The sequence below is a fragment of the Rhizobium etli CFN 42 genome (genome assembly GCF_000092045.1).
Lineage (GTDB): Bacteria > Pseudomonadota > Alphaproteobacteria > Rhizobiales > Rhizobiaceae > Rhizobium > Rhizobium etli.
This window is the reverse complement of the sequence record NC_007761.1, coordinates 660040-683868: the sequence shown is the minus strand read 5'-3', so window position 1 is coordinate 683868 and position 23829 is coordinate 660040. Positions and strand designations below refer to the sequence as shown.

29 protein-coding genes are annotated in these 23829 nt (G+C 61.2%); 6 read left to right on the top strand and 23 right to left on the bottom strand.

The features are described 5' to 3' along the window. Positions 1–3: 3 nt before the first annotated feature. The 11 genes from flgH to flgF form a co-directional block, all read right to left on the bottom strand. On the bottom strand, positions 4–720 hold the full coding sequence (flgH, locus tag RHE_RS03365) for a flagellar basal body L-ring protein FlgH (RefSeq protein ID WP_011424030.1): 717 nt from the start codon (positions 718–720) through the stop codon (positions 4–6). Then, complete coding sequence (locus RHE_RS03360; RefSeq protein WP_042117895.1) at positions 717–1256, bottom strand: MotE family protein; 540 nt, start codon at positions 1254–1256, stop codon at positions 717–719. Before RHE_RS03360 ends, flgH begins: the two co-directional genes overlap by 4 nt. Further along, a complete protein-coding gene (locus tag RHE_RS03355) occupies positions 1253–2374 on the bottom strand; it encodes a flagellar basal body P-ring protein FlgI (protein WP_011424028.1) in 1122 nt (373 codons plus the stop codon). Before RHE_RS03355 ends, RHE_RS03360 begins: the two co-directional genes overlap by 4 nt. Next, positions 2371–2853, bottom strand: a complete 483-nt coding sequence (flgA, locus tag RHE_RS03350; RefSeq protein WP_011424027.1) for a flagellar basal body P-ring formation chaperone FlgA — start codon at positions 2851–2853, stop codon at positions 2371–2373. The genes RHE_RS03355 and flgA overlap by 4 nt, the downstream gene beginning before the upstream one ends. Before the next feature lie 16 nt (positions 2854–2869). Continuing rightward, positions 2870–3658, bottom strand: coding sequence for a flagellar basal-body rod protein FlgG (flgG, locus tag RHE_RS03345; protein WP_011424026.1), 789 nt, complete (start codon positions 3656–3658; stop codon positions 2870–2872). A 19-nt stretch (positions 3659–3677) separates the two neighbouring features. Then, the gene (locus RHE_RS03340; protein ID WP_011424025.1) at positions 3678–4019 is read right to left on the bottom strand and encodes a flagellar hook-basal body complex protein FliE; all 342 of its coding nucleotides are present in this window, start codon (positions 4017–4019) and stop codon (positions 3678–3680) included. Positions 4020–4022: 3 nt separating this feature from the next. Next, on the bottom strand, positions 4023–4439 hold the full coding sequence (gene flgC / locus RHE_RS03335) for a flagellar basal body rod protein FlgC (protein ID WP_011424024.1): 417 nt from the start codon (positions 4437–4439) through the stop codon (positions 4023–4025). A gap of 5 nt (positions 4440–4444) precedes the next feature. Then, the gene (gene flgB / locus RHE_RS03330) at positions 4445–4837 is read right to left on the bottom strand and encodes a flagellar basal body rod protein FlgB (protein ID WP_011424023.1); all 393 of its coding nucleotides are present in this window, start codon (positions 4835–4837) and stop codon (positions 4445–4447) included. 161 nt (positions 4838–4998) lie between these two features. Next, a complete protein-coding gene (locus RHE_RS03325) occupies positions 4999–5541 on the bottom strand; it encodes a hypothetical protein (RefSeq protein ID WP_011424022.1) in 543 nt (180 codons plus the stop codon). 2 nt (positions 5542–5543) lie between these two features. Continuing rightward, positions 5544–6941 carry a flagellar protein export ATPase FliI gene (gene fliI, locus RHE_RS03320; RefSeq protein WP_011424021.1) on the bottom strand — a complete coding sequence of 466 codons (1398 nt, stop codon included), beginning with the start codon at positions 6939–6941 and terminating at the stop codon, positions 5544–5546. A 3-nt stretch (positions 6942–6944) separates the two neighbouring features. Further along, complete coding sequence (flgF, locus tag RHE_RS03315; RefSeq protein WP_011424020.1) at positions 6945–7679, bottom strand: flagellar basal-body rod protein FlgF; 735 nt, start codon at positions 7677–7679, stop codon at positions 6945–6947. A 253-nt stretch (positions 7680–7932) separates the two neighbouring features. On the opposite strand from flgF, the gene motA reads away from it, so the two are divergent. The 6 genes from motA (at position 7933) to RHE_RS03285 (ending at position 13218) form a co-directional block, all read left to right on the top strand. Next, complete coding sequence (gene motA / locus RHE_RS03310; protein WP_020920386.1) at positions 7933–8805, top strand: flagellar motor stator protein MotA; 873 nt, start codon at positions 7933–7935, stop codon at positions 8803–8805. Then, complete coding sequence (locus tag RHE_RS03305) at positions 8806–9756, top strand: FliM/FliN family flagellar motor switch protein (protein WP_011424018.1); 951 nt, start codon at positions 8806–8808, stop codon at positions 9754–9756. 65 nt (positions 9757–9821) lie between these two features. Then, a complete protein-coding gene (gene fliN, locus RHE_RS03300) occupies positions 9822–10397 on the top strand; it encodes a flagellar motor switch protein FliN (protein WP_042117888.1) in 576 nt (191 codons plus the stop codon). Positions 10398–10424: 27 nt separating this feature from the next. Further along, positions 10425–11465 carry a flagellar motor switch protein FliG gene (fliG, locus tag RHE_RS03295; RefSeq protein ID WP_011424016.1) on the top strand — a complete coding sequence of 347 codons (1041 nt, stop codon included), beginning with the start codon at positions 10425–10427 and terminating at the stop codon, positions 11463–11465. A 227-nt stretch (positions 11466–11692) separates the two neighbouring features. Continuing rightward, the gene (flhB, locus tag RHE_RS03290) at positions 11693–12772 is read left to right on the top strand and encodes a flagellar biosynthesis protein FlhB (RefSeq protein WP_042119162.1); all 1080 of its coding nucleotides are present in this window, start codon (positions 11693–11695) and stop codon (positions 12770–12772) included. 5 nt (positions 12773–12777) lie between these two features. Continuing rightward, a complete protein-coding gene (locus tag RHE_RS03285) occupies positions 12778–13218 on the top strand; it encodes a hypothetical protein (protein ID WP_011424014.1) in 441 nt (146 codons plus the stop codon). A gap of 48 nt (positions 13219–13266) precedes the next feature. Here the strand turns inward: RHE_RS03285 and visR are convergent, their stop codons facing one another. The 12 genes from visR to RHE_RS03225 all read right to left on the bottom strand — a co-directional run bounded on the left by visR (position 13267) and on the right by RHE_RS03225 (position 23821). Continuing rightward, entirely contained in the window at positions 13267–14013 is a 747-nt protein-coding gene (gene visR / locus RHE_RS03280) for a transcriptional regulator VisR (RefSeq protein ID WP_011424013.1), read from the bottom strand. Positions 14014–14021: 8 nt separating this feature from the next. Then, positions 14022–14768, bottom strand: a complete 747-nt coding sequence (gene visN / locus RHE_RS03275; protein ID WP_042117883.1) for a transcriptional regulator VisN — start codon at positions 14766–14768, stop codon at positions 14022–14024. Between the two features lie 445 nt (positions 14769–15213). After that, entirely contained in the window at positions 15214–16905 is a 1692-nt protein-coding gene (gene fliF, locus RHE_RS03270; RefSeq protein WP_011424011.1) for a flagellar basal-body MS-ring/collar protein FliF, read from the bottom strand. A 194-nt stretch (positions 16906–17099) separates the two neighbouring features. Then, positions 17100–17489 (bottom strand): chemotaxis protein CheT, encoded by a 390-nt coding sequence (cheT, locus tag RHE_RS03265; protein WP_011424010.1) that lies wholly within the window; start codon positions 17487–17489, stop codon positions 17100–17102. A gap of 16 nt (positions 17490–17505) precedes the next feature. Continuing rightward, positions 17506–18060, bottom strand: a complete 555-nt coding sequence (cheD, locus tag RHE_RS03260; protein WP_011424009.1) for a chemoreceptor glutamine deamidase CheD — start codon at positions 18058–18060, stop codon at positions 17506–17508. Then, complete coding sequence (locus RHE_RS03255) at positions 18057–18446, bottom strand: response regulator (RefSeq protein WP_011424008.1); 390 nt, start codon at positions 18444–18446, stop codon at positions 18057–18059. The genes cheD and RHE_RS03255 overlap by 4 nt, the downstream gene beginning before the upstream one ends. Next, on the bottom strand, positions 18447–19490 hold the full coding sequence (cheB, locus tag RHE_RS03250) for a protein-glutamate O-methylesterase CheB (RefSeq protein ID WP_011424007.1): 1044 nt from the start codon (positions 19488–19490) through the stop codon (positions 18447–18449). Next, the gene (gene cheR, locus RHE_RS03245; protein WP_020920377.1) at positions 19487–20395 is read right to left on the bottom strand and encodes a protein-glutamate O-methyltransferase CheR; all 909 of its coding nucleotides are present in this window, start codon (positions 20393–20395) and stop codon (positions 19487–19489) included. The genes cheB and cheR overlap by 4 nt, the downstream gene beginning before the upstream one ends. Continuing rightward, positions 20392–20859 (bottom strand): chemotaxis protein CheW, encoded by a 468-nt coding sequence (locus RHE_RS03240; RefSeq protein WP_011424005.1) that lies wholly within the window; start codon positions 20857–20859, stop codon positions 20392–20394. The genes cheR and RHE_RS03240 overlap by 4 nt, the downstream gene beginning before the upstream one ends. Before the next feature lie 3 nt (positions 20860–20862). Further along, the gene (locus RHE_RS03235) at positions 20863–23145 is read right to left on the bottom strand and encodes a chemotaxis protein CheA (RefSeq protein WP_011424004.1); all 2283 of its coding nucleotides are present in this window, start codon (positions 23143–23145) and stop codon (positions 20863–20865) included. 17 nt (positions 23146–23162) lie between these two features. Then, positions 23163–23528 (bottom strand): chemotaxis response regulator CheY1, encoded by a 366-nt coding sequence (cheY1, locus tag RHE_RS03230; protein ID WP_011424003.1) that lies wholly within the window; start codon positions 23526–23528, stop codon positions 23163–23165. Continuing rightward, positions 23525–23821 (bottom strand): STAS domain-containing protein, encoded by a 297-nt coding sequence (locus RHE_RS03225; protein ID WP_011424002.1) that lies wholly within the window; start codon positions 23819–23821, stop codon positions 23525–23527. Before RHE_RS03225 ends, cheY1 begins: the two co-directional genes overlap by 4 nt. Between the last annotated feature and the right edge of the window lie 8 nt (positions 23822–23829).

The following is a 23829-nucleotide window of genomic DNA, read 5'->3' as shown; positions in this document are numbered from 1 at the left end:
GCCTCAAAGCGGCGAGAAAAGATCGACGGCCTGCTGGCCGCGCGGAGGCTGCTGCACTTCCATCAGGCGGCCGCGGCCACCATAGGAGATGCGGGCTTCGGCGATCTTGTCGTAGGAGATCTGGTTTTCGGCGTTGACGTCCTGCGGACGGACGATACCGGCGACGTTCAGGATGCGCAGCTCCTGGTTCAGACGGACTTCCTGCGAACCCGAAATGACGAGGTTGCCGTTTTCGAGAATGCCGGTGACGACGGCCGCAACAAGAAGGGTCAGCTTGTCGGTGCGCTCGATCTTGCCCTTGCCGTCGGTGCTGGTATCCGAGCCGTAGGTCAGGTCGGTCTTCGATTCCGGGGTCCAGCCGAAGATCTGGGCGTTGACGTCCCAGTTCATGCCGCTCGAGTTCTTGCGGCTGCGGTTGGTCTCGTTGTCGAAGGAGGCCTTGTCATTGATCTGGATGTCGACGGTCAGGATGTCGCCGACGTTCAAAGCACGCGCATCCTTGAAGAGCGCGGCCTGCGAATCGCTCCAGAGCGAATAGCCCTGCGCCACGGCGCGCGGCTGCTTCGGATAGAGCGCCATCTGCGGGGTCTGGCCATAGGCAAGGCCGCTGCCGATCGGGCTCATGGCGGGCGCACGGCCGATCTCGCTGACTGCCGTCGGAGACTGGCAGCCCGCAAGGAGTGCGAGGGCGGCGATCGCGGCCGGGAAACGCATGTTCATGAAGGATCCTTCGACGTATTGGGATCGGACGCACTGGCGATGATGCTGGCGATGACGGCGGCTTTCTGCGGATCCATCTCGTTGAGGATGAGGCTCGACTGACGCGGATCGAGCCGCATGATGACAGCCGAGGCCACCTCGATCTTCATGTCCTGCAGCTGAAGCGCCGCCGCATCGGGTTTCATCTTCTTGTAGATTTCTGTGAGGCCGGCTTCCGCCTGCTTGAGGAAATCGTCGCGCCGCTTCAGCCAGTCCTGGTATTCGGCCTTGCGTTTGTTCATCTCTTCCATCCGGGCGTCAATGTCGGCGCGGAGCCTTTCCAGCTCCTGTTTCTGCAGGAGATAACGCTGGTCGCGGGCGGGATCGGCGATGTTGGTGCAGAATTGCTTGATCTCGTCCTGAGACGTGATGTCTCCCTCCGGATGCTCCTGTGCGAAGGCGCCCGGGATCGACAGAAGAACGAGGCCGGCTGCCGGCAGCGCCAGGCGGCGCAGCAGTTGCAGCACGGTCATGTCAGGATTGAGGATCGTCATCATTGCAGCACAAGCTCCGCCTGCAGGGCACCCGCCGACTTGATGCCCTGGAGAATGGCGATGATCCCATCCGGTTTCACGCCGATATTGTTGAGACCGGCGACAAGGGTCCTGAGGTCGGGACCGTCGATGATGGCAACGCGCCCACCGGTTTGCTCAGCCGCGATATCGGTCTGCGGCTGAACGGCGGTCCGCCCGCGCGAGAAGGGTTCGGGTTGGATGATCTGCGGCGTCTCGGTGACCTGAACCGTCAGAGTGCCGTAGCTGACGGCGACCGGCGAGACGCGGACATCGGAGCCGATGACGATCGTTCCGGTGCGCTCGTTGATGACAACCTTGGCCGGCGTATCGGTTTCGACGATGAGGTTTTCGACGTCGGCCATCAGCCGGGTGAGATCGGCAGTGCGCGGTTTCTGGATCACCACTTCCTGCGAATCCTTGGCTTCGGCGACCGGGCCGCCGAAGCGCGCGGAGGCATAGCCATTGACGATGTCGGCAATGCGGATCGCGGTCGAGAAGTCTGGATTGCGCAGCTGCAGGACGAGATTGACTGAATCCTTGAAGTGGGACGGCAGTTCGCGTTCGATGATCGCGCCGCCGGGCACGCGGCCGGCGGTGGTGACGCCTTCGGTCACGGTCGCCGCCTGGCCCTGCGCCTGAAAGCCGGAGACGATGACGGAGCCCTGGGCGACAGCGTAGATCTGGCCGTCGGCGCCGGAAAGGGAGGTCATGACGAGCGTGCCGCCACGCAGCGAAGTCGCATCGCCGAGCGAGCTCACCGTAACATCGAGACGGCTGCCGGGGCTTGCGAAGGGCGGCAGGTTGGCGGTGACCATCACGGCCGCGGTGTTCTTGGCATTGGACTGGCCGCCCTGTGTCGAGATACCGAGATTCTGGAGCATCGCCCGCATCGACTGCTCGGTGAAGGGCGAGGAACGGAAGCCGTCGCCGGTCCCCTGCAGGCCGACGATGAGACCGTACCCGATCAGCTGGTTATCGCGGCCGGCCTGAAGCGAAGCGATATCCTTGATGCGGGACGTCAGCGCCCAGGCAGGCGCCATGTCGGCCAAACTCATGGCGACGACCGCAACAAGGGTGACGATACGGAAGAACAATTTCATTTCGCCCTCACATGGATCGTGCCGTCTGCAAGCACCGTGCCGCTGACGATGACGCCGGAATCCATATTACGTGCACGGACCACCTGCCCCGTCGCACCGTCTTCGAGCGGCGTGCCGGCGGCAGAGATCGTCATTGCGCCAAGAGAGAAGACCAGGCGGATCGAAGAGCCGCGCGTTACCGTATACGGTTCGCGCAGAGCTGAAACCGAGATTGTACGGCCGGGCAGCAGCGTACGCTTGGAAACCAGACCTTCAACCTGCGAAATCGACTTGGCATAATCGCCGGCGAGGTTGGGGTTGGTGACCTCGACCTCCTGAAGCTGGCTGCCCGACAATGTGTCGCCGGGGTAGATGATCGTCGTCGGGACGACGGCATAACCCATGCCGGCATCCGCGTCCGCGGGCAAGACCATGCCCGCGATTGCGATCGTGGCTGCCGCCACCCATCCTGAGATGCGTCCTGCCCGGCAAAACATCATGTTTCGGCCCTTCCCTTTACTTCAGGTTCTTGCTGACGATGGAGGCCATTTCATCAGCGGTGGTGATCACCTTGGAATTCATTTCGTAAGCACGCTGAGCCGATATCAGCTCGGTGATTTCCTTCACCGGATCGACGTTCGAGGATTCCAGATAACCCTGCTTCATATAGGCAAAGCCTTCCTCGTCGGGATTGCCGACGACCGCCTCGCCCGAGGCCGGCGTTTCCTGGAAAAGATTGTCGCCGATCGGCTGAAGACCCGCCTCGTTGACGAAATCGGCAAGCGTCAGCTGTCCAAGAACGGTCGGATCGGTCTGGCCCGGCAGCTTGGCCGAGACCTCGCCGGACCGGCTGATGGTCAGTTCGGTCGAACCCTGAGGGATGGTGATACCAGGCAGGACCTCATAGCCGTCGATGGTGACGAGCTGGCCCTGGTCATTCTTGTTGAAAGCGCCGGCCCGGGTATAAAGCGTGGTGCCATCGGTCGACTGGATCTGGAAGAAGCCCTTGCCGATCAGCGCTACGTCGAGGTCGTTGCCGGTCTGTGTCAGTTCGCCCTGGAGATGCAGATTGCGGACCGCGGAGGTCTGGACGCCGAGGCCGATATTGGCGCCTTCGGGAACAACGGCCTGGTTGGCCCGGTTGGCGACGCCCTTGGCGCGTTCGGTCTGGTAGAGAAGGTCGGTGAACTCGGCGCGGGCCCGCTTGAAGCCCGTCGTGTTGATGTTCGCAATATTGTTGGCGATGACTTCCAGATTGGTCTGCTGGGCATCCATGCCCGTTGCTGCGATGGCGAGCGCTCTCATGTGTTCGTCCTCAAATCAGTTACATCTGCATCTTGGTGACTTCGAGAAAGGCCGAAACGACCTTGTCGCGGATGGCAATCGCCGTCTGCAGCGTCTGCTCGGCCTGGAGCATGGAATCGACGACTTCACGGGTCGTCGCCGTGCCCTTGATGCCGGCGAAGGACATGCTTTCGGCACCCTTCAGGCTGTTGACCGCGTCGGACGCCATGCCGCCCAGGACCGAGGCGAAGCTCAGGCCATTGGCAGCACCTGCGGTGCCCGGCATGGTCGTTGCGGCGGACGAGGCGGAATTTTCGGTGTCGACGGCGCCGAGCGCGCGGGTCATCGAAAGATTGCTGACATTCTGGACGCTGCTGATCATTTATTATTGGCTCTTCAGAAGATCGATCGTGGACGAGATGAGGTCGCGGGTCTGCCTGATGGTCTGCAGATTGGCGTCATAGGAGCGATTGGCTTCACGCATATCGGCCATCTCGACCAGGATGTTGACGTTCGGTAATTTGACGACGCCCTTGGCGTCCGCCGCCGGATTGCTGGGGTCGAATTCGGTGCTGAAGTCGCCTTCGTCGACGCCGACTTTCTTGACGTTGACGGTCTCGACGCCGCTGGTGCGATCCATCTGCTGGCCGAAGGTGATCGTCTTGCGGCGGTAGGGGTCTGCGCCCGGCGTGTCACCGGTCGAGCGGGCGTTGGCAATGTTTTCCGAGACGATGCGCAGGCGCGTCGATTGCGCCTCGAGCCCCGAACCGGCGATTTTCATAGCTGCGGAAAGCGGATCCATGGCAATTACTTCCTGACCGTCATCAACATCATACGGTTGAAGGAGCTGACCAGCGAGGTGTTCAAATCGTACTGGCGCTTGATGTCACCCGACTTGGAAAGCTCCTCGGCCAAACCGACGGTGTTGCCGGATTCTTGAATGCCGATCTCCTGGTCGAGGGCCGCTTCCTTGACGTCGATATCGCCGCTGTCGCTGAAATCGTTGCCGCTGAAATGCGCTGGATTGGTGCGCGCCATGGTGATGTCGGATCTGTCCAGCACGGCATCGAAGGGCGTGACGTCTTTGGCGCGGAATTTCGGAGTATTGGCATTCGCGATGTTGCCGGCAACAACCTGCTGACGGATCGTCAGCCATTCCGCCTGTCGCGAAGCCAAGTCGAAAAGTTGGATCGGTTGCATGAGAACTCTCCGTTTTTACTATCCGGAACCTAGAGCGGTAATCTTGCGTGGGACTTACGGGAATTCGGCCTTCGCGGCGCTTCGCCGAAGCCCGCCATAGAAAAGGGCTCCTGCCGGTTCGCGGCGGAGCCCGCTCTTGTCTTCAGCCTTTGCGAGGACGTTCAATCGTTCTTGTAGATATCGCCCTTGGAGGTGATGATCACCCATTTGCCATCGCGCTGCTCGATCATTGCCAGGCGGCTTTCGTCAGGCAGGACCGAACCGATGCGCACCACATACATGCCCGAGGGGTCTTCGATCAGCGCCCGGCCATTGGACACGTGCAGAAGGCGGAAGGAAGACTTGCCCGGGAAAGGCTGCTCTTCCAGCATCGCGCCGCCGTCACGCTGCTTGCCGAGATCGGAGACCGTCGCCGTCGTCAGCGGATCGACCGGCGGAGCCTTCCTGGCTGCCTCATTCTTGTTGACCATGGCCAGCGGCGAGACGCTGAAGACGTTGCGGGCGGGCCAATCCGGCAGTTCGCGCGAATTGCTGCTGCTCGCGACGTTGATGCCGAACTTGTCCGCATTGAAGAAGACGTACCAGGGGAAAAAGGCAGAGGCGCCGGCAAGCGCCAGGCCGGCGAAGGTAAGAAACCGATCCAGAGTGGCGGTCTTGTTGCGCTGCTTCAGGGAAGCGATGCGTTCATCGTCGAAATCAGCCACGACTATCTCCTCTGCATGGGTGCGCCCTGATTGCCCATGCCGGCTGCGGCCTTCAGCGCGCCGGCGAGGTCAGCAAAGGCGTCGACCGACTCACGATCGCCCGGCGCCTGTTTCAGGACGTCGTAAATGATGGGGACCTGCTTGACCGCCATGTCGAGATCGGGATCGGCGCCCTGACGGTAACCGCCGATCAGGCGCAGGTCCCGCGTCTCCTCGAAGCGGTGGATCAGCACTTTCAGCCGCGACACCAGCTTTTCCTGATCCGGCGTCCAGGCCTTTCGGGCAAGACGCGAGATCGAGGCGAGCGGATCGATCGGCGGATAACGCCCCTCTTCGGCGAGGCTGCGCTGCAGGACGATATGGCCGTCAAGGATGCCGCGCGTCGAATCGGCGATCGGGTCGTTGTGGTTGTCGCCGTCGACGAGGATTGAGATGATCGCGGTGATCGTGCCGGCGCCCTCGGGGCCGGGACCGGCGCGCTCGAGCAGGCGCGGCAGTTCGGTGAAGACCGACGCGGGGTAACCGCGTGCGATCGGCGGCTCGCCGGAGGCGGTTGCCACTTCGCGGATCGCATGGGCGAAACGGGTGACGCTGTCGACGATGAAAAGGACGTTCTCGCCCTTGTCGCGGAAATGCTCGGCAATGGTGATCGCCGTCAGCGGCGCCATCTTGCGCAGCATCGGGCTTTCGTCGCTGGTCGCGACGACGGCAATCGCCTTCTTCATATCGCTGCCGAGCGTATCCTCGATGAACTCGCGCACCTCGCGGCCGCGTTCGCCGACGAGCGCGATCACCACCTTGTCGAAGGCATCGGCGCGGGCAAGCATGGACAGAAGCGTCGACTTGCCGACGCCGGAGCCGGCAAAGATGCCGAGACGCTGGCCGAGGCAGAGCGGAGAGAAGATGTCGATCGCGCGTACGCCGGTCTTGAAGCCGGTCGCCACGCGCTGGCGCGTCATCGAGGGCGGCGCGGTGTTGGAAATCGAGCGGCGATCGAGTCCCGCGGCGATCGGACCCAGCCCGTCGATCGGCTCACAAAGCGAATTGACCGTGCGCCCGCACCAGCTGTCGGACGGCGAAATGCGGAAGGCGCCCTTGCGAATGACCGTGTCATGGATGCCGATCGGCTCACCCGGTTCGATCGGGCAGACATAGATCAGGTCCGGCTCGACACGCACGACCTCGCCGAGATGGATGCCGGTCGCCGATTTATGGGCGACGAATTCGCCGAGACGAACGTGACGGGAGAGACCGCGGACCGTGTAGTGGCCGGCAGCGATGGTCTGGACGCGACCGCCATGAGCGACGGCGAATTCCGGCGATGCGTATCGGTCGACGAGACCCGCCAGATGCACCAGCTTCGGGGAAAGGCCGTCTTCGGACAGTAGCGTGGTGCTCATTGCTTAGCGGCTGCCCCCAAGCGTCTGTACGGCCTGCTTGAACGAATCCTCGCTGTCGCGCATCAGCGAGGAGATGCTTTCGAAGGCTCGGTTGACTTCGATCAGCTGAGTGATCTCGCGCATGGCGTTGACGTTGGAATTTTCGAGATACCCCTGCTCGACGCCGACATTGAAGCGGTCGACGACGGCGCGCGGCTGGTCGGTAGTCATGATGCCGCTGTTTTCGTAACGCAGGTAACCCTTGCTGATATCAGCCTCAAACAGGCCGAGGGAGCCGACCTGGCGATCGCCCTGATAGATGATGCCATCGCTGCCGACCGCCGGCTCGCCGGCCTTCGTATCCAGCTGAATCGGCGCGCCGCCGGCATCGAGAACGGGATATCCGCGGATCGAAACGAGTTCGCCGGTTTCCCTGATCGTGAAACGGCCGTCCCTCGTGAGCACACGGCCGGCTGGCGTATCGAGCGCAAACCAGGCATCGCCCTTGATGGCGAAATCAAGCATGTTGCCCGTGTGCTGCAACTCGCCATTCTGCTCGTTCAGGTAGTCGTTGCCCTGAGAAACGAAGGCGACCTTGGTGTTCAGCTTGTTCTTGGTGGCCGCCACCATCTCGTCGAACTTCACTTCGGTGGCGCGAAAACCGGTGGTGTTCACGTTCGCCATGTTGTCGGCGATGGTGTTCAGGCGCTTTTCAAGCGCCATCTGCGACGACAGAGAAACGTAAAGACCGGATTGCATGTCTGTAAGCTCCAAGCATTGGCGATGAACGGAACGAAAAGCCGGGCGTCGTGTGATCTGGTTCGGCCGGAATTTCGCTGAGGCGGCATCTCAGAAACGGGCGCGAGCGCCCATTCGTCTCCTTTAGATTGGCGGCAGATGCTTGCGCGAAGCTGGCACGTGGAAATGCCCCGGACCGACCCTTTCATCAGCCTCACGCAAGGCAGAAACCCTATCCGTCTCGAAGAAAAGCAACGTTCAGATTGGGCTGACGATGAACATCATTATCGGATTTATTGTTGTCTGCGGCTGCATCGTCGGCAGCTTCATGGCGATGGGCGGCGAAGTGGATGCGCTGTTCCAGCCCTTCGAATTTCTCATCATCGGCGGCGCCGGCCTCGGCAGCTTCATCATGGCGAACCCGATGAAGGTGGTGAAGGATTCCGGCAAGGCGCTGGCAGAAGCCTTCAAGCACGCGGTGCCGAAGGAGCGCAATTATCTCGATACGCTCGGCGTACTCTACTCGCTGATGCGCGACCTGCGCACCAAATCGCGAAACGAAATCGAAGCCCATATCGACAATCCTGCCGAATCGACGATCTTCCAGCAGGCTCCGACGGTTCTGAAGAACAAGGAACTGACGGCGTTCATCTGCGATTACGTGCGCCTGATCATTATCGGGAACGCCCGTAGCCACGAAATCGAAGCGCTGATGGACGAAGAGCTCAACACCATCATGCACGACAAGATGAAGCCCTATCACGCGATTCAGATCATGGGCGATTCCTTCCCGGCGATCGGTATCGTCGCGGCCGTTCTCGGCGTCATCAAGGCGATGGCTCACATCAACGATTCACCCGAGGTGCTCGGCCATCTGATCGGCTCGGCGCTTGTCGGCACCTTCCTCGGCATTCTCCTGTCCTATTGCGTCTGCTCACCGCTGGTGTCTCAGATCAAGGTCGTCCGCAACAAGCAGCATCGCCTCTATGTCATCGTCAAGCAGACGCTGCTTGCCTATATGAACGGCTCGGTTCCGCAGGTCGCTCTCGAATACGGCCGCAAGACGATCTCGGCCTACGAACGTCCTTCCATCGACGCAGTCGAACAGGAAATGATGAACCCAGGCGGCGAAAACAAGGCGGCTTAAATGACCATGAGCGATGCTTCGCATGACAAACCGGCAATGGATCCCGCCCTTCTCGCCAAGCTGACCGGCGGGCTCGGAGACAGAGGCAGGGTCGCAAAGATCTGCAGCGCCTTCGGAGATGTCTACGGCGAGTTCCTTCCCGACATCATCAAAAGCGAGACCGGCCTCGACGTGACCGTCAGCTATCTCGGCTGCGAGATCGGCTACAAGAACCACCTGGTGGACGACCTCAGCCATAACGTCACGCTTGTCGACGCGACGCTGCGCAACTGGTCTCAGAACGTCACGCTTGCCTGCGGCAACGGTTTCGTCATCACGCTGATGGAACACCTGCTCGGCGCCACCGCCGATACGATCGAGGAGCCGGCCGAGCGGCTGCTCTCGGTCATCGAACTCGATCTGGCAGTCATGGTCTTCGACAAGATCGCCAAGGTGCTGCGCTCGGCGGTGAACGCACCGGGCGGTTTCGAGCCCAGTCTTTCGGCCCCGCACGCCCATGACGCCCGCCCCCGGCCGGCGGAGGACAAGCCGGACGAATTTGCCGCAGCCATCAACATGTCGATCACGCTCGCCGGCATTGTTTCGGAATTCTCACTGATCATTCCGCAGACGGCGCTGCTCAAGACCAAGGTGACGCCGCCGAAACCGAAGCGCCAGACCGGCGGCAATTCACCGGAGTGGACCGAACAGCTCGGCGACCAGGTCCGCCGCTCGCATGTCACGCTCGAGGCCAAGATCAGGCTACAGGACCTGACGCTGCGCACCATATCGAAGCTGATGGCCGGCGACGTCATCCCGTTCCACGACAGCGGCGACGTACGCGTCGAGGTCAGCGCCAACAGCAAGGAATTGTATATATGCGAGTTCGGGCGTTCTGGCGAAAACTATATGGTCCGCGTCAAGGATACGATGAACTCGGATGACGAACTCATCCGTCATTTAATGAATTGATCGGTTCTCTGGCTTCTGGGCTGCAAAGGCAGTTTGAGGCAAGTTTCAACTGGAATAGTGATTTCATGGCAACGAAGAAAACACAGCAGAACAGTGACCTCTCCCTGGATATGCCGGGCAGCGAAGCCGATCTCGACCAGGCGATCGACGATCTGCGCGGCGTGCTGAAGAAGGATGCCGATAGCGACCTGTCGCAGTTTGGCGGCGAGCTGGAGAATGATGGCTTCGCGGCAGGAACGGATCTGGCCGCCTTCGGTGGCGAAATTTCGGATTCCTCCTTCGGCGGCGATGATTTCGGCGCCGGCAATGCCAGCCCGGCTGCAGGCATGAATTTCGGCGGCAGCTCTTCGTTCGAGGCGTCATCGGCGCCACTCGGCAGCGCGCTGACCTCGAACTTCGAGCTGATCATGGACATTCCGATCGATGTCCAGATCATGCTCGGCACCAGCCGGATGCAGGTCTCCAGCCTGATGAATCTCAATGAAGGAGCGACGATCGCTCTCGACAAGAAAATCGGCGAACCCGTCGAGATCATGGTGAACGGCCGCAGGATTGCACGCGGCGAGATTACGGTTCTTGATAACGACGACACCCGATTCGGCGTGAAGCTGATAGAAGTTTTGAGTACGAAAAAAGCCTGATCCCTGTGGGGACGGAGAGGTTAGACCATGATGGACTTTGACGATTTCGGCGGCGCGCTAGCCGGGAAACCGTTGACCCAGGCTGAAAAGGCGGCGGCGGTCCTTCTCGCCATGGGAAAGGGTGTCGCCGGCAGGCTGTTGAAATATTTCACTCAGGCCGAACTGCAGACCATTATCGCATCTGCGCAATCATTGCGCGCCATTCCGCCGGACGAGCTCCTGTCGCTCGTCTCCGAGTTCGAGGACCTCTTCACCGAGGGCGCCGGACTGATGGACAATGCCAAAGCGATCGAGGCCATTCTGGAAGAGGGTCTGACCCCCGACGAGGTGGACAGCCTGCTCGGCCGCCGCACCGCCTTCCAGGCCTACGAGACCTCGATCTGGGATCGCCTCAGCGAGGCCGAGCCGGCATTCGTCGCACAGTTCCTGCTGCGCGAGCATCCGCAGACCGTCGCCTATATCCTTTCGATGATGCCTTCAAACTTCGGCGCCAAAGTGCTGCTGCAGCTTCCCGACAACCGCCGCGCCGACATTATGAACCGGACGGTCAATATGAAGGCGGTCAGCCCGAAGGCGGCGCAGATCATCGAGAACCAGGTGATGACGCTGCTTGCCGAAATCGAGGCAGAGCGCAACGCTGCCGGCTCGACCAAGGTCGCCGATCTCATGAACGAGCTCGACAAGCCGCAGGTCGACACGCTGCTCACCTCGCTCGAATCGATCAGCCGCGAGGCCGTCAACAAGGTCCGGCCGAAGATCTTCCTGTTCGAGGACCTCATGTACATGCCGCAACGCAGCCGCGTCCTGCTGCTCAACGACATTTCGACCGACGTGCTCACCGTGTCGCTGCGCGGCTCGCCGGCCGAGATCCGCGAATCGGTTCTCTCCGCCATCAGCCCGCGTCAGCGCCGCATGATCGAATCGGATCTGCAGAGCGGCATGGGCGGCGTCAATCCGCGCGAGGTCGCCATTGCCCGACGCGCCGTGGCGCAGGAAGCGATTCGCCTGGCCAACTCAGGCCAGATCGAGCTCAAGGAGAAGGAAGGCGACGCTTCGGCAGCGGCCTAATCTTCCGAGACTGTTGACAAATCCGGCCGCCCGAAAGGCGGCTGTTGATCGCCGTGCAACAGACGACTACCCTTCATCGATAGGCTGCGCTCTATAGCGCGTCGCAGAAAACCGGGTTTCGCGACGCGCTACAGTTTTTTGTTTTGGTGCTTGTCGTCATCAAAACCGCTGCCCGGTTGGGTGGCATGCATTCGCTGCGGCCTGTTTCTTTGACGGAGGGCCGCGGCTTGGCAGACGATGACAAGGACAGCAAAACAGAAGCCCCGACCGCGAAAAAGCAAACCGATGCCGCGGAAAAAGGCAACGTGCCGTTTTCGCGCGAGCTGTCTATCTTCGCAACCATCCTTGCCACCTATATCTATCTGGTCTTCTTCCTCCCCGACAGCGTCGGACGCATGAGCGAAACGCTGCGCGACATCTTCGAGCAGCCCGACCAGTGGAAGATCGAAACGGGGCCGGATGTCCTTTCTTTATTCGTCAGGCTAGGCTGGGCAATTGCGGCGCTGCTGGCGCCCGCCTTCATCCTGTTCATGGTGTTCGGCATCGCCTCCTCCGTCTTCCAGAACCTGCCGACACCGGTGCTTGAACGCATCCGGCCACAGGCCTCGCGCATCTCTCCCGCCAAGGGCTGGGGACGGCTCTTCAGCCTGCCGGGCCTCATCGAGTTCGGGAAATCGCTGTTCAAGGTCGTCGTCGTCGGGCTCATCCTGTTTTTCGTGCTGAGGAGCGAATATTTCAGCTCGATCGACGCAATGTTCTCCGACCCGCAGACGATCCTGGTGCGGATCTCGACGGCGATGCGCAAGATCGTCATCGTCGTGCTGATCGCCACCGCGATCGTGGCAATCGCCGATGTTTTCTGGACGCGCCATCACTGGTTCACCGAGCTGAAGATGACGCGGCACGAAATCAAGGAAGAAAACAAGCAGGCACAGGGCGACCCCTTTGTCAAAAGCCGGCAGCGCTCGCTGATGCGCGACCGCGCCCGCCGGCGCATGATCGCCAACGTGCACCGCGCCACGCTTGTCATCGCCAACCCGACGCACTACGCCGTGGCGCTGCGTTATGCGCGTGAAGAGAACGACGCGCCGGTGGTTCTGGCGAAGGGCCAGGACCTGATTGCGCTCAAAATCAGGGAGATCGCCGAGCAGAACGGCATCCCAGTGTTCGAGGACCCGCCGCTCGCGCGCTCCATGTTTGCGCAAGTCTCGGTCGATAGTGTCATACCGTCAGTCTTCTACAAGGCCGTTGCGGAGCTCATACACAGGGTCTACGCCGCAGACGCCAAGAACAAACGGGTAAGATAAGCCGAATGAAAAAATGCCCTCACTCTGCCCAGCGTGAAAAGATCCTCGCAGACGCGATCAGCCCGGTCGCCACCGAACTGCGCCTTCTGGATGCCTCTGACCTCATTTCACTGCTGCGCTTCGAGTATTACGGCAATCTGGCCGATCTCGTCGCTTCGGCGGCGGAGCTTTTCTTTCATCCGGGCACGGTCAATTTCGGCCTGGGCGGAAACTACGCGCTGGAATGGGGCGGCAAGCCCGAAGTCGTTCTCGACCTGGAAATCAAGCCGCGGGGCGTCACCGTCTATGCCCAGCTCACTCTTGCCGAAAATCATGCCGGCATCGAAATCAACCACATCGCCTTCGAGGACCCCTCCTCCGATCCCGACGAGAACACTGCCTTTCTGGAAAAGAGCCTTCGGCAATCCCGCTACAGCGTGAAACCGCCGCACGCACTCGCCAGCTGATTTGCCTCAGGGCAATTCGACGTCTTTCAGGAAGTGGCAGGCGCCGGTTCAGCTGATGTAGCCGAGCCGGATCGCCTTGGCGATCGCCTGGATGCGGTTGACGGAATCGAGCTTGATGGTCGCCGAGCCGAGATAGGCATTGACCGTGTGCACGGATAGGCCGAGCTTTTCGGCGATCTCTTCGCTGATGCGGCCATCGCCGGCAAGCTGGAGACAGGCGATTTCTCGTTCGCTCAGCGCTTCGGCGGCGGCCGAGCGGCGTTCGTCGAGCGAGAGCAGATCCATCATGACGTGGCAGCAGCGGCCGTGCAGCTCGACAATCGTATCACTTGAAGGATCGATATCATCGCCGGTGAAAAGGATGAAGCCGTTGCCGACGGCGCCGAGCCGCACCGGAAAGGCGAGGCCGGAAAAAGGCAGAATTCCATCCTTCAGGCGCGTCATGAAGGGCGAGAAATCTGCCGGACCGGGGGCCGCCCGGTCGTGCGCGCCAGCCCATGAAAGCGGCAGCAGCGACTTTTCGATATGGTCGAGAAGAATATCGCCATAGGCATCCGTGAAGGCCTTGCCGAAACCGACATTCGAAAGCCCCCAGTTCTCGAGCTCACAGACAAGGCGTTGCTTTGCCGGCATTCCCGAGCCGCTGACACGGTAGATCGCGAAGCCTTGAGCGTCAGCGAGCTTCTGCATCGCGATCAGCCGCGGAAAAAGATCCGAACGGCTGGAAATCCTGTTCACCCGCACCATGCGCAGCGGATCGGCGCCGTTCATCGCCCTGCTTGATGGATGCCCCATGGATCCCCCTATACGAGATTGTTGCGGACCGCGAAGGCAATGGCCTCCGACCGGGTCTTGGTCGCCGTCTTGCGCATTACGCTGGTGATGTAGTTGTTGATGGTATTGCGGGATATTCCGAGAATCATCGCGATCTCGTCGCTGGTCTTGCCCTCCGCGATCCAGAACAGGCATTCCAGCTCACGGTCAGTCAGTTCGAAATCGCGGTCGACCTTTGCGCCCCCGCAGCGAAGGAAGCTCGCGATGTAGCCGGCAAGCAGTCCCACGTCCCGCAGGCGCTCCGGCGACAGGATGAAGCCTTCGCCGAACAGGAACATCAAGGCGAGGCGCGAGCGGCCGACATTGAAGGTCAATGAGCAATACTGGCGGCTGGCACCCTCCGGCACATCGGCACCTTCGGGCAGCAGCGCGAAATTCGGCTGGAAGACCTGCATGCATTTTTCCAGCTCGGTCGAGCGGGCATAGGTGCTGACGAGATCATTGGCGATATCCCTAACCAGATCGAACGGCCAGTCAGACGATACGATGAAATCGAGGCCGCTTTCCTGGATGAGATCACAGCGCGCCAGAAGATAGTGTGAGGCACCCACATAGTCCGTCAGGGCGCGCAGACCGGACTGCAATCTGCCGGTGTCGGCGACACCATGCAGGCGCCGAACCAGCTCGTCGCGCGGCAAGAGAGCCGGCGCCACCACGCTCGCGAAATTCGCCATTTGCCTCTCGCCTTTGCTCGCCTGATATATCGTCATATCCATTGGCAATTTCCTGCGGCTGAGGAACGATCAAGCTCGGTGCAACAGCAACTTTTCTGTAAAGGATTCAATTCAAGCTCCGCTCGAATCCCAATTCGAATCACCCAAGGGTAAGCCAGCCGGTGTAAATCACCATCTCCGACTTCTAGGGATTTACTTTCGCTGCCGCTCATGCCGTGATTCGAGGACGACTCGCGCCCCTCAGAATACTGGGAAGGCTAAGATGATTCTGGCTGTACCGCAACTTCATTCGCGTTTTACGCGAGTGATCCTCAACAGTTTTATCCAAATTTCTTGAGGCGGCTGGATCTATTCCCCATTCGACTCCCGCGGCCAAATACAAACTGGGTAATGAGATGTCAGCTCTCCTGCGGGGAGCGATAACAATTCTGCTCAGGCAGTGAAAAGCTTGATACCGACAAGAAAGGCCGGTTGCCCGGCCTCCTCGTTATGCTGCGTCGTCGATCGCCCATTTCCTGAGGATCTTTGCGGCGCGCTCCTCGTTGATTTCCACCATGCGGGCAAGCTTGCGCTCCGGGCCTTCCTTGACGCGGCGGTTGAAGTTGCCGTCGTCGTCGCCGAGGCTGAGCAGATCCTCCGTGCTGTCGAAGCCGAAGTCGGAGCCGAAGCCGTCCATGAGAGCGCCTCCGGCCGCCCCTGCCGCAGGCGCGAAGTCCGGCAATTCGAGGCCGGCCGCTTCCGGCGTGGCGTCGCCGAGCACCGAGCTGGAACCATTGCCGCTGACGCTGCGTACCAGCGGCCGCAGACCCATCCAGACCACCACGAAGGCGACCGCGACGAAGGCGAGCGAGTTGATGATGCCGGCAAGATTGCGGCTCAGCATGTCCATGACGCGGACACCGCCGGTGGCGTCTTCGAGCAGCTGGTTCTCGAGGAAGTCCATCGCCGTGACGGTGACGACGTCGCCGCGCTTGGCGTCGATGCCGGCCGCCGATGCGACGATCTTGTGCATTTCGGCGAGATAGGCGTCGATCTTGGCCTGGTCGGCGGGCTCGCCGACCATCTTGGCGATGCGGCCCTTGTTGACCACGACCGCAATCGAAAGCTTCTCCACCTGATAGCTGTTGCGAGTCGTGGCCGTGGTCTTGCTGTTTATCTCGTAGTTGGTCTGCTCTTCGCGCTTATCCGACTTGTCCTGTGATTCCGGGCCGCCGGAGCCGCCGGCATCAGGAGCCGCCTGGGGAATGTTCTGTTCGACAGTCGTCGCATTGTCGGACTGCCTCTGCTGCGACTGCTGAGCTTCCTTCGTCGAACGAACCGAACGTTCGACCTTGGATTCCGGATCGTAAACCGTCTCCTGGATCTGTTGAGCATCGGTGTTGAGGTCGGCGGTGACGCTGGAGCGGAAGTTATCCATCCCGAGGAAGGGCGCCAGCGCCTTGTCGATGTTGGATTCGACTTCCTGCTGAACGTTCTGGACGATGTTGAGCGAGCGGTTCAGCGAGCTGTTGCTCGCCTCGTCGCCGGACGCGAGCAGCTGGCCGGCAGAATCAAGAATCGTGACGTCATCGACATCAAGCCCCGGCACGGCCGAGGCGACGAGGTGACGGATCGAGGTCGCCGCGCTGCGCCCCGTGGCGGCGCTGGCGCGAATCATCACGGAGGCGGTCGGTTTCTGCTCCGCCTTCCGGAAGTTTCCGACCTCGGGCATGACAATATGGACGCGCGCGGCCGTTATGCCCGAGATCGACTGGATGGTGCGTGCGATTTCGCCTTCCAGTGCTCGAACCCGCGTCACTTCCTGCATGAAGGAGGTCAGGCCGAGGGAGCCGACGTTGTCGAAGAGTTCATAGCCGGCGTTGGCGCTGTTCGGCAGGCCGCGCTCGGCGAGCATCAGGCGGGCCTTGCCCGTCATGCCAGCTGGAACGGTGATGCTGGAGCCGTCCGTGCCCACCTGGAAATTGATGTTGGCTTCGGCAAGCGCCATGCTGATCTGGTTGAGATCGGGAGCGTCGAGACCGACATAGAGCGTTTCTTGTGCCGGCTTGTTGACGAAAAGGGCAGCCGCAAGGATGATTGCGATGGAAACGGAACCGACGCCGCCCAGAATCATCAGGCGCGTTCGGCCCAGGGCACCAAAGTTCTTAAAGATCTGAACTAATTGATTTAACAGATTCATTCTGTTCTCGCACGATCCGTCAAAGACAAAGGAGGCTTATTGCCTCATCCGACGAATAATCGGCGAAACTTGTGCGAGCGTTTCGTGAGGAGCGCGCGAGAGCGAAGGGCTGGAGCGTGTCGCTCAGCGGTTTTGCGAGAACGACGTGCGTGAAAAGGACCTGAGGCGCGGAAAGGGCGTTGAAAAACTGCGCTTCAGAAGAAGTCGAAGTCGCCAGCGGCCTTGCTCAGCGGCTGCGAATGACCGTGGCGCGTGGAGCCGCCCAGCGCCTTCTGCATCTCCGCCAGCTTGACGAGGCTGAGCGCGGTCGCGACATCGACCGTCCAGCCAAGCGGGATTTCGCCGGTGATGGTGTCGATGAATTCGGCAAGACCGCGTGACTTCTGCACGGCCAGATCGATGCCCTGCATGACCTTCATGGCGTCCGGCGAGTTCAGAATTTCAGCGCCACCGAGATCGAGAAGCTGCGGCTCGATGCGCTCGATCAGGTAGGCCACATCGTGGAGCTCCGAAACGATGCGCATCAGGAGGTCGCTCAGCGCTTCGACAGGCGCGGGCGGCTCCATCACCGGAGTAAATGTCATATCAAAATCCTCGCCCTCAAAAAAATTCGATACTGGTTTCGGCGGGCTTCTGCGGAGCGGCAGGACGCTGCTCGAGAGCGACGGTTCTCTGCGTTTCGGCGCCGGTCAAGGGGTATTGCCGGGCCCGACCGGAGACCGGCCAATATTCGAGCTTGCGCCCATGCTCTCCGCCTGTGGAGGAGCCGACCACCGGAATGCCTTCATCCCTCAGAAACTGCATGGCGAACGCCGCATTCTGCTCACCGACGTTGGAGAAAGTCGAGATCGTCTTTGCGCCGCCGAAGATCTTTGCCTCCAGCCGGTCGCGCCGGGCGCCCTGCTTCAGGAGACCGTTGATCAGCAGTTCCATCAGATGCACGCCGTAGCGTGTGGCATCGCCACCTGAGGCCGGCGACGTCGCCGAACCGGGCAGAAGAAAGTGGTTCATCCCGCCGACGCCGGCAACGGGATCTCTGAGGCACGCAGCCACGCACGAGCCGAGAATGGTCGAGAGGACCGCATTCGGATCGCTCAGAACCTTGTACTCGCCTTGAATGATGTGCACGCGGCGGGCTGCCCCCTCAACGATCATTTCAGAGCTCCAAACACGGCTTCGATAGCCGCTTTCATCTTCTCGATCGTAAACGGCTTGGCGAGCACGTTGTTGGCGCCGAGCTGGGCCGCCCTCTGCACCAGCGCGCGATCGCCCTGAGCGGTGAGGATGATGAAGGCCGCCTTCTTGGTGTTCGGGTTGGTGCGCACGGCCTGAAGGAAGCCGATGCCATCCATCTTCGGCATGTTGAAATCGGAGATCACCAGGTGGTGCGGCTGCTCGGTCATGATCTTCATGCCCTGCTCGCCGTCACCTGCGGATGTGATCTGCTTGAAACCGAGCTGGGTCAGCGCGTCGCTGAGCAGCAACCGGCTCGTTACCTGATCATCGACGATCAGAACTTTGATTTTCTCCGCGATCGACATTTATTCGGTCCCTTCCTTTCGGGCGGCTGTCAACTTCAATATCTCTTCACCGATGGCAGTCAGTGGCAGCTGCTGCTCGACGGCGCCAAGTTCGTGAGCAACCCTTGGCATTCCGTAAACGACGCAGGTTTTTTCGGTCTGGCCGAGCGTTCTGGCGCCCGCGTGGCGCATTTTCAACAATCCGGCGGCGCCATCTCGGCCCATTCCGGTCAGAATCACGCCGACGGCATTGCGGCCTGCGAGTTCCGCGACCGAATCAAAGAGCACGTCCACGGACGGGCGGTGACCGTTGACGGGCGCCCGGTCGACGAGACGGCAGCATGGCGCGGACCCGCCGCTGACCTGGAGATGGCGTTCGCCGCCCGGCGCCAGGTAGATCTTGCCGATCTCGAGACGGGCGCCGTCGGTCGCTTCCTGCACGACCGGCGCGCAGAGACGGTTTAGCCGTTCGGCGAAACTCTTGGTGAAGGTGGGCGGCATATGCTGAGTGATGACGGTCGGCGGGCAATTTGCCGGGAATTTCTGCAGTACGGCGATCAGCGCCTCGACGCCGCCGGTCGACGAGCCGATCGCGACGATCTTACGGCCGACGCGGAAATCGGCGACGGAAGGCGGGGGCGCGACGGCGGCCGCCGGTTGGGAGAACTGACGCTGCGTGCGCGCGGCCGCCTTGACCTTCTCGGCGAGATCGCCGAACGGCCTGTGTTCGCCGGGACCCGGCTTGCCGACGCAATCGAAGGCGCCGATCTCAAGCGCCGCAAGCGTCGCTTCGGCGCCGCGATGCGTCATCGTCGAGACCATGATCACCGGCATCGGCCGCAGCGTCATGATCTTTTCAAGGAAATCGAGGCCGTTCATGTTCGGCATCTCGATGTCGAGTGTCACGACGTCGGGATTCAGCCGCTTGATCGCTTCGCGCGCTTCCAGCGCGTCGCCGGCCTGGCCGATGACGCTGACTTCCGGGTCGGAGCTCAGGACCGCGGTAATCAAACCCCGCATGGTCGGCGAGTCGTCAACAACGAGAACCCGTGCCGGAGCGCTCATGCCTTCCTCCCGAGACCCTTGGTCGTGTAGCGATAGGTCGTGATGCCGATATTGTCGAAGACGTGTTTCGCCTCGCCCGAGACACGCTCGGAATGGCCGATATAGAGATGGCCGCCCTCCGGCAGCAAACCGGCGAAACGCTGCCATATCTTCATCTGCGTCGGCTCGTCGAAATAGATGACGACGTTGCGGCAGAAGATGACGTCGAACTTGCCCTTGAACGGCCATTGCGCCATCAGGTTCAGCTCGTTGTAGGTGATCAGCCGCTTGACGCGGTCGTCGACCTGGAACTTGCGCCGGCCCTGCACCTCGACTTCGCTGAACCATTGCTTGCGCATGGCCGGCGAGACGGTTTCGAGCGCGCTCTCGTCGTAAGCGCCGGCCCGGGCGATGGCGAGGATTTTCGGATCGATGTCCGTCGCCAGGATCTTGAAGTCGTAATCGGCGACATTCGGCATCAGCGACAGCACGGTCAGCGCGATCGAATAGGGTTCTTGCCCGTCGGACGAAGCAGCCGACCAGATGCGTACCCTGCCGCCCGATCTCGCCCGCTGCAGAAGCTCCGGCAGAACATGGTCGCGCAGATGCTCGAAATGATGGTTCTCGCGGAAGAAGCGGGTGAAATTGGTCGTCAGATGCGAGAGCATTTCGCGCCGCGCCGCGGCACCGGCCGGCGAAGCGACGAGTTCGCAATATTCCCGGAAACCCGACAGGCCGAGATTGCGGATGTGCTTCGACAGACGCGAATAGACGAGTGAGGCCTTGGTCTCGTTGAGGAAGATGCCGGCATCCGAGTAGATCATTGCGGCGATTTCCGTGAGGTCGCGGCGCGTCAGCGGATATTCTCCGCTCGCCAGCACCTCATCAGCTCCCTGCCTCTGATCTTTCGCACCCATTGCACTCATGCGGCTTCGCTTTCGGTCTCAGAAAAGAGGGCTTCGAGTTCGATCAGGCAGATCATGCGCTTGTCGATGGCGAGAATGCCCCGGGCAAACTGGCGCTCGAGGTCGGAGGAGATTTCGGGCGTCGGCTGAATGATCTCGTCGGTCACCGTCAGAATGTCGGAGACGGCGTCGACCAGGAGGCCGACGACTTTACGACGGACCTGGGCGACGATGATGACGTGACGGGCAGTCGGATCGGCCGGCTTCATGCCGAGCCGAGCAGCAAGATCGATGATCGGCAGCACCGCGCCGCGTAGGTTGATGACCCCCAGCATATAGGCAGGTGAGTGCGGCATCGCGGTCGCGGGGGTCCAGCCCCGGATTTCGCGAACCGACATGATGTTCACGCAAAATTCCTGATCTCCGATGCGGAACGCGATCAGCTCGCGATCCCCCTGGTTCAGACTTTTTACAGCGTACGACATTCCTTACCCTACCGCTGCTAACGACATTTCCGCTTTGAGCGAGTGGCCGCGCGAGGCGCCGACCACCGCGTCGACATCAAGGATGAGAGCCACGCGGCCGTCGCCGAGAATGGTGGCGGCGGCGATGCCGGGCACATGGGTGTAGTTGGCCTCCAGGCTCTTGATGACCACCTGGCGCTGACCCTGGATGGCATCGACCATCAGGGCGCGCTGGCCGCCGCCCTCCGATTCCACCAGGAGCGCCACACCTTCGACGGGGTTGGCCTGGGTTGCCCGGAAGTTCAGGATGCGGCCGACATCGACCAGTGGGCAGAACGAGTTGCGGATCGAGATCAGCCGGTGGTTGGCGCCGAAGGAGTGGATCGCGGCAGCTTCCGGCTGCAGGGTTTCGACGATCGCGGTCAGCGGCACGACCAGCGTCTGGCCGGCGACAGTGACCACCATGCCGTCGAGAACGGCGAGCGTCAGCGGCAGGCTCATGGTGAAGACCGAGCCGTGGCCCGGCTTGGACGTGATGTTGATGCGACCGCCGAGCGCCTGGATCGAGCGCTTGACGACGTCCATGCCGACGCCGCGGCCTGATATGTCGGAGATCTTGTCGGCCGTCGAGAAGCCCGGCAGGAAGATCAGGTTGTCGATTTCCTCGTCCGACAGGTTCGCGTCGGCCGGGATCAGGTCATTGTCGATCGCCTTCTGGCGGACCTTTTCGCGGTTGATGCCGGCGCCGTCGTCGGCAAGCTCGATCAGAATGCGTCCCGAGCGGTGCTTGGCGGTGAGGCGCACCGTGCCTTCGGTGTTCTTGCCGGCGGCAGCCCGCTTTTCCGGCGTTTCGATGCCGTGGTCGACGGCATTGCGGATCATGTGGGTCAGCGGCTCGGCCAGCTTGTCGATGACCGTCTTGTCGACTTCGGTATTCTCACCTTCGGTAATGAGGCGGATCGACTTGCCAGTCATGTCGGCGATTTCGCGGACGATACGCGACATGCGCTGGAAGACCGGCTTGACCGGCTGGGCGCGGATCGCCATGACCGAATCCTGGATCTCGCGGGTGAGCTGCTGCAGCTCCTCGAGACCCATGTTGATCGAAGACGTGCCGGTTGTGTCGTTCTCGATGACGCTCTGCGACAGCATCGCCTGGTTGATGACCAATTCGCCAACGAGGTTGATGAGACGGTCGACGCGATCGAGATCGACGCGGATCGTCTGGCCGGCGCCGGCGGCGTTGTTCTGGGCGGCGGCATTGGCCGCGGCGGCTGCGGCGGCGGCCGATTCCTTCTTTTCGACGCGAGCGGCGGCGGCCGCCATCTGCGTGACATTGGAAGCGGTCTCGGCGGCAGCAACGGCAGCGGCCGTGTCTTCGGACCGTGCCGCGGAAACGGCTTCCGCTGCGTCGGTTTCGTCCAGGATCGACAGGTCGAAGGGAACCGGCACCATCGGCAGTTCCTCATTGCCGGTCACGCCGGCGCTTGCTTCCTCGACTGGCTTTACCGTGAGGTCGCAATCCCATTCAGCGAATTCGAAGACGGTTCGGATGGCGTCTTCACCCTTGTCGGTCTTGATCGTGATGTTCCAGAAGAAATAGGCAGCCTCCGGATCGAGCTCCTCGAGACCGGGCAGCTCATCCATATTGCAATAGATCGTCATTTCGCCGAGGCGCGAAAGGTCGCGTAGCAGCAGGGTGGCGTCATTACCCTTCGAATAGAGTTCGTGGCGCGGCTTGAAGGTGATCTCGTAGGCCGGCAGACCGGTCTCTGCGCCGTCCTCATCGCCGAAATCGTCGAAGGAAAAGGGGATCGGCTGGAAGCCGCTGTCGTCAGTCGGCTTGGCGGCCGGCGCAGGAGCGGCCGGAGCCGCCTTTGCGGCGGCCTTGGGCGCAGGCGGTTCGGCCGAAGGAGACGGCAGCTCGCCATTGGCCAGCGCCTCGAGCTCCTTGACGAGACCACGGCTGCGGCTTTCATCGACACTGCCGCCGTCGCGCGCGGCATTGGTCAGGTCGGCGAGCACGTCGGCCGACTTCAGCATCACCTTCAGGACATCCTGGGTCGGCTCGAGCTTGTTGGAGCGAACGCAATCGAGAGTGGTCTCGAAAACATGGGCGAAGGCTACGAGATCATCAAGGCCGAAGGCGCCGGCGCCCCCCTTGATCGAATGCACGGCACGGAACACCGCATTGACGGTTTCCGGATCGCGATCGCCATCGTTCATTTTCAGAAGACCGGATTCCAGCTCGGCGAGCTGTTCCTCGCACTCCTGGAAAAAGATCTCTTTGATTTCGTTCATATCCATAGGAGCAAATCCTGGGTTTAAGCGGTTACGCGCTCAATTGCATCGATCAGCTTGGCCGGATCGAAAGGCTTGACGATCCATCCCGTGGCGCCGGCCTGGCGGGCACGGTTCTTCTTTTCCGCGTCGCTCTCGGTCGTCAGGACCAGGATCGGGATCGCCCGATACTTCTCGTTGCGGCGCACACCTTCGATGAAGCCGAACCCGTCGAGGCGCGGCATGTTGATGTCGGTCACGATCACGTCAGGATTGGACTCTTCGAGAACCTCGAGGCCCTCGACGCCGTCTTCCGCCTGAATCGTGTCGAAACCGGCATTATTCAGCGTCACGAGCAGCATGTTTCGGATGGTGCGGGAATCATCCACGGTAAGCACTTTTTTCTTCATTGCCGAATCTCCTTGGCAAGCAGGTGGTCAATATTGACGCCAACCAGCTGCATGGTTTTGTGAAATGCGTCGGACACCTTAGAGAAGGTGAACGGCTGCTTGTCCTGCTCCCAGGTCTTCTCGGCGGCCATCAGGACCTGAGCGCAAAGAGCCCCGACCCGCTCGACACCGGATGCGTCGATCGAAAGACCGCTGCCCCTCAGAGAGATAAGTTTTTCACGCAAGGCGGAAGCCTCGTTGAGATCGAGCACCGCTGCCAAATTCAGCGTCTTGCCACTCTTCTTTGCTACCATCAGCTTGT

What these genes read in the sequence shown, in the direction of transcription:
- motA (WP_020920386.1), top strand. Translation starts at nt 7,933, where the DNA reads ATGAACATCATTATCGGATTTATTGTTGTCTGCGGCTGCATCGTCGGC.
- RHE_RS03360 (WP_042117895.1), bottom strand. Translation starts at nt 1,256, where the DNA reads ATGATGACGATCCTCAATCCTGACATGACCGTGCTGCAACTGCTGCGC.
- flgH (WP_011424030.1), bottom strand. Translation starts at nt 720, where the DNA reads ATGAACATGCGTTTCCCGGCCGCGATCGCCGCCCTCGCACTCCTTGCG.
- visN (WP_042117883.1), bottom strand. Translation starts at nt 14,768, where the DNA reads ATGGATATGACGATATATCAGGCGAGCAAAGGCGAGAGGCAAATGGCG.
- RHE_RS03240 (WP_011424005.1), bottom strand. Translation starts at nt 20,859, where the DNA reads ATGTCGTACGCTGTAAAAAGTCTGAACCAGGGGGATCGCGAGCTGATC.
- cheT (WP_011424010.1), bottom strand. Translation starts at nt 17,489, where the DNA reads ATGACATTTACTCCGGTGATGGAGCCGCCCGCGCCTGTCGAAGCGCTG.
- flgA (WP_011424027.1), bottom strand. Translation starts at nt 2,853, where the DNA reads ATGATGTTTTGCCGGGCAGGACGCATCTCAGGATGGGTGGCGGCAGCC.
- RHE_RS03285 (WP_011424014.1), top strand. Translation starts at nt 12,778, where the DNA reads ATGAAAAAATGCCCTCACTCTGCCCAGCGTGAAAAGATCCTCGCAGAC.
- flgG (WP_011424026.1), bottom strand. Translation starts at nt 3,658, where the DNA reads ATGAGAGCGCTCGCCATCGCAGCAACGGGCATGGATGCCCAGCAGACC.
- cheD (WP_011424009.1), bottom strand. Translation starts at nt 18,060, where the DNA reads ATGATCGTTGAGGGGGCAGCCCGCCGCGTGCACATCATTCAAGGCGAG.
- fliN (WP_042117888.1), top strand. Translation starts at nt 9,822, where the DNA reads ATGGCAACGAAGAAAACACAGCAGAACAGTGACCTCTCCCTGGATATG.
- flgC (WP_011424024.1), bottom strand. Translation starts at nt 4,439, where the DNA reads ATGGATCCGCTTTCCGCAGCTATGAAAATCGCCGGTTCGGGGCTCGAG.
- RHE_RS03235 (WP_011424004.1), bottom strand. Translation starts at nt 23,145, where the DNA reads ATGGATATGAACGAAATCAAAGAGATCTTTTTCCAGGAGTGCGAGGAA.
- fliF (WP_011424011.1), bottom strand. Translation starts at nt 16,905, where the DNA reads ATGAATCTGTTAAATCAATTAGTTCAGATCTTTAAGAACTTTGGTGCC.
- cheB (WP_011424007.1), bottom strand. Translation starts at nt 19,490, where the DNA reads ATGAGCGCTCCGGCACGGGTTCTCGTTGTTGACGACTCGCCGACCATG.
- flgB (WP_011424023.1), bottom strand. Translation starts at nt 4,837, where the DNA reads ATGCAACCGATCCAACTTTTCGACTTGGCTTCGCGACAGGCGGAATGG.
- cheR (WP_020920377.1), bottom strand. Translation starts at nt 20,395, where the DNA reads ATGAGTGCAATGGGTGCGAAAGATCAGAGGCAGGGAGCTGATGAGGTG.
- fliG (WP_011424016.1), top strand. Translation starts at nt 10,425, where the DNA reads ATGATGGACTTTGACGATTTCGGCGGCGCGCTAGCCGGGAAACCGTTG.
- RHE_RS03355 (WP_011424028.1), bottom strand. Translation starts at nt 2,374, where the DNA reads ATGAAATTGTTCTTCCGTATCGTCACCCTTGTTGCGGTCGTCGCCATG.
- visR (WP_011424013.1), bottom strand. Translation starts at nt 14,013, where the DNA reads ATGGGGCATCCATCAAGCAGGGCGATGAACGGCGCCGATCCGCTGCGC.
- RHE_RS03305 (WP_011424018.1), top strand. Translation starts at nt 8,806, where the DNA reads ATGACCATGAGCGATGCTTCGCATGACAAACCGGCAATGGATCCCGCC.
- RHE_RS03340 (WP_011424025.1), bottom strand. Translation starts at nt 4,019, where the DNA reads ATGATCAGCAGCGTCCAGAATGTCAGCAATCTTTCGATGACCCGCGCG.
- fliI (WP_011424021.1), bottom strand. Translation starts at nt 6,941, where the DNA reads ATGAGCACCACGCTACTGTCCGAAGACGGCCTTTCCCCGAAGCTGGTG.
- RHE_RS03255 (WP_011424008.1), bottom strand. Translation starts at nt 18,446, where the DNA reads ATGTCGATCGCGGAGAAAATCAAAGTTCTGATCGTCGATGATCAGGTA.
- flgF (WP_011424020.1), bottom strand. Translation starts at nt 7,679, where the DNA reads ATGCAATCCGGTCTTTACGTTTCTCTGTCGTCGCAGATGGCGCTTGAA.
- RHE_RS03225 (WP_011424002.1), bottom strand. Translation starts at nt 23,821, where the DNA reads ATGGTAGCAAAGAAGAGTGGCAAGACGCTGAATTTGGCAGCGGTGCTC.
- cheY1 (WP_011424003.1), bottom strand. Translation starts at nt 23,528, where the DNA reads ATGAAGAAAAAAGTGCTTACCGTGGATGATTCCCGCACCATCCGAAAC.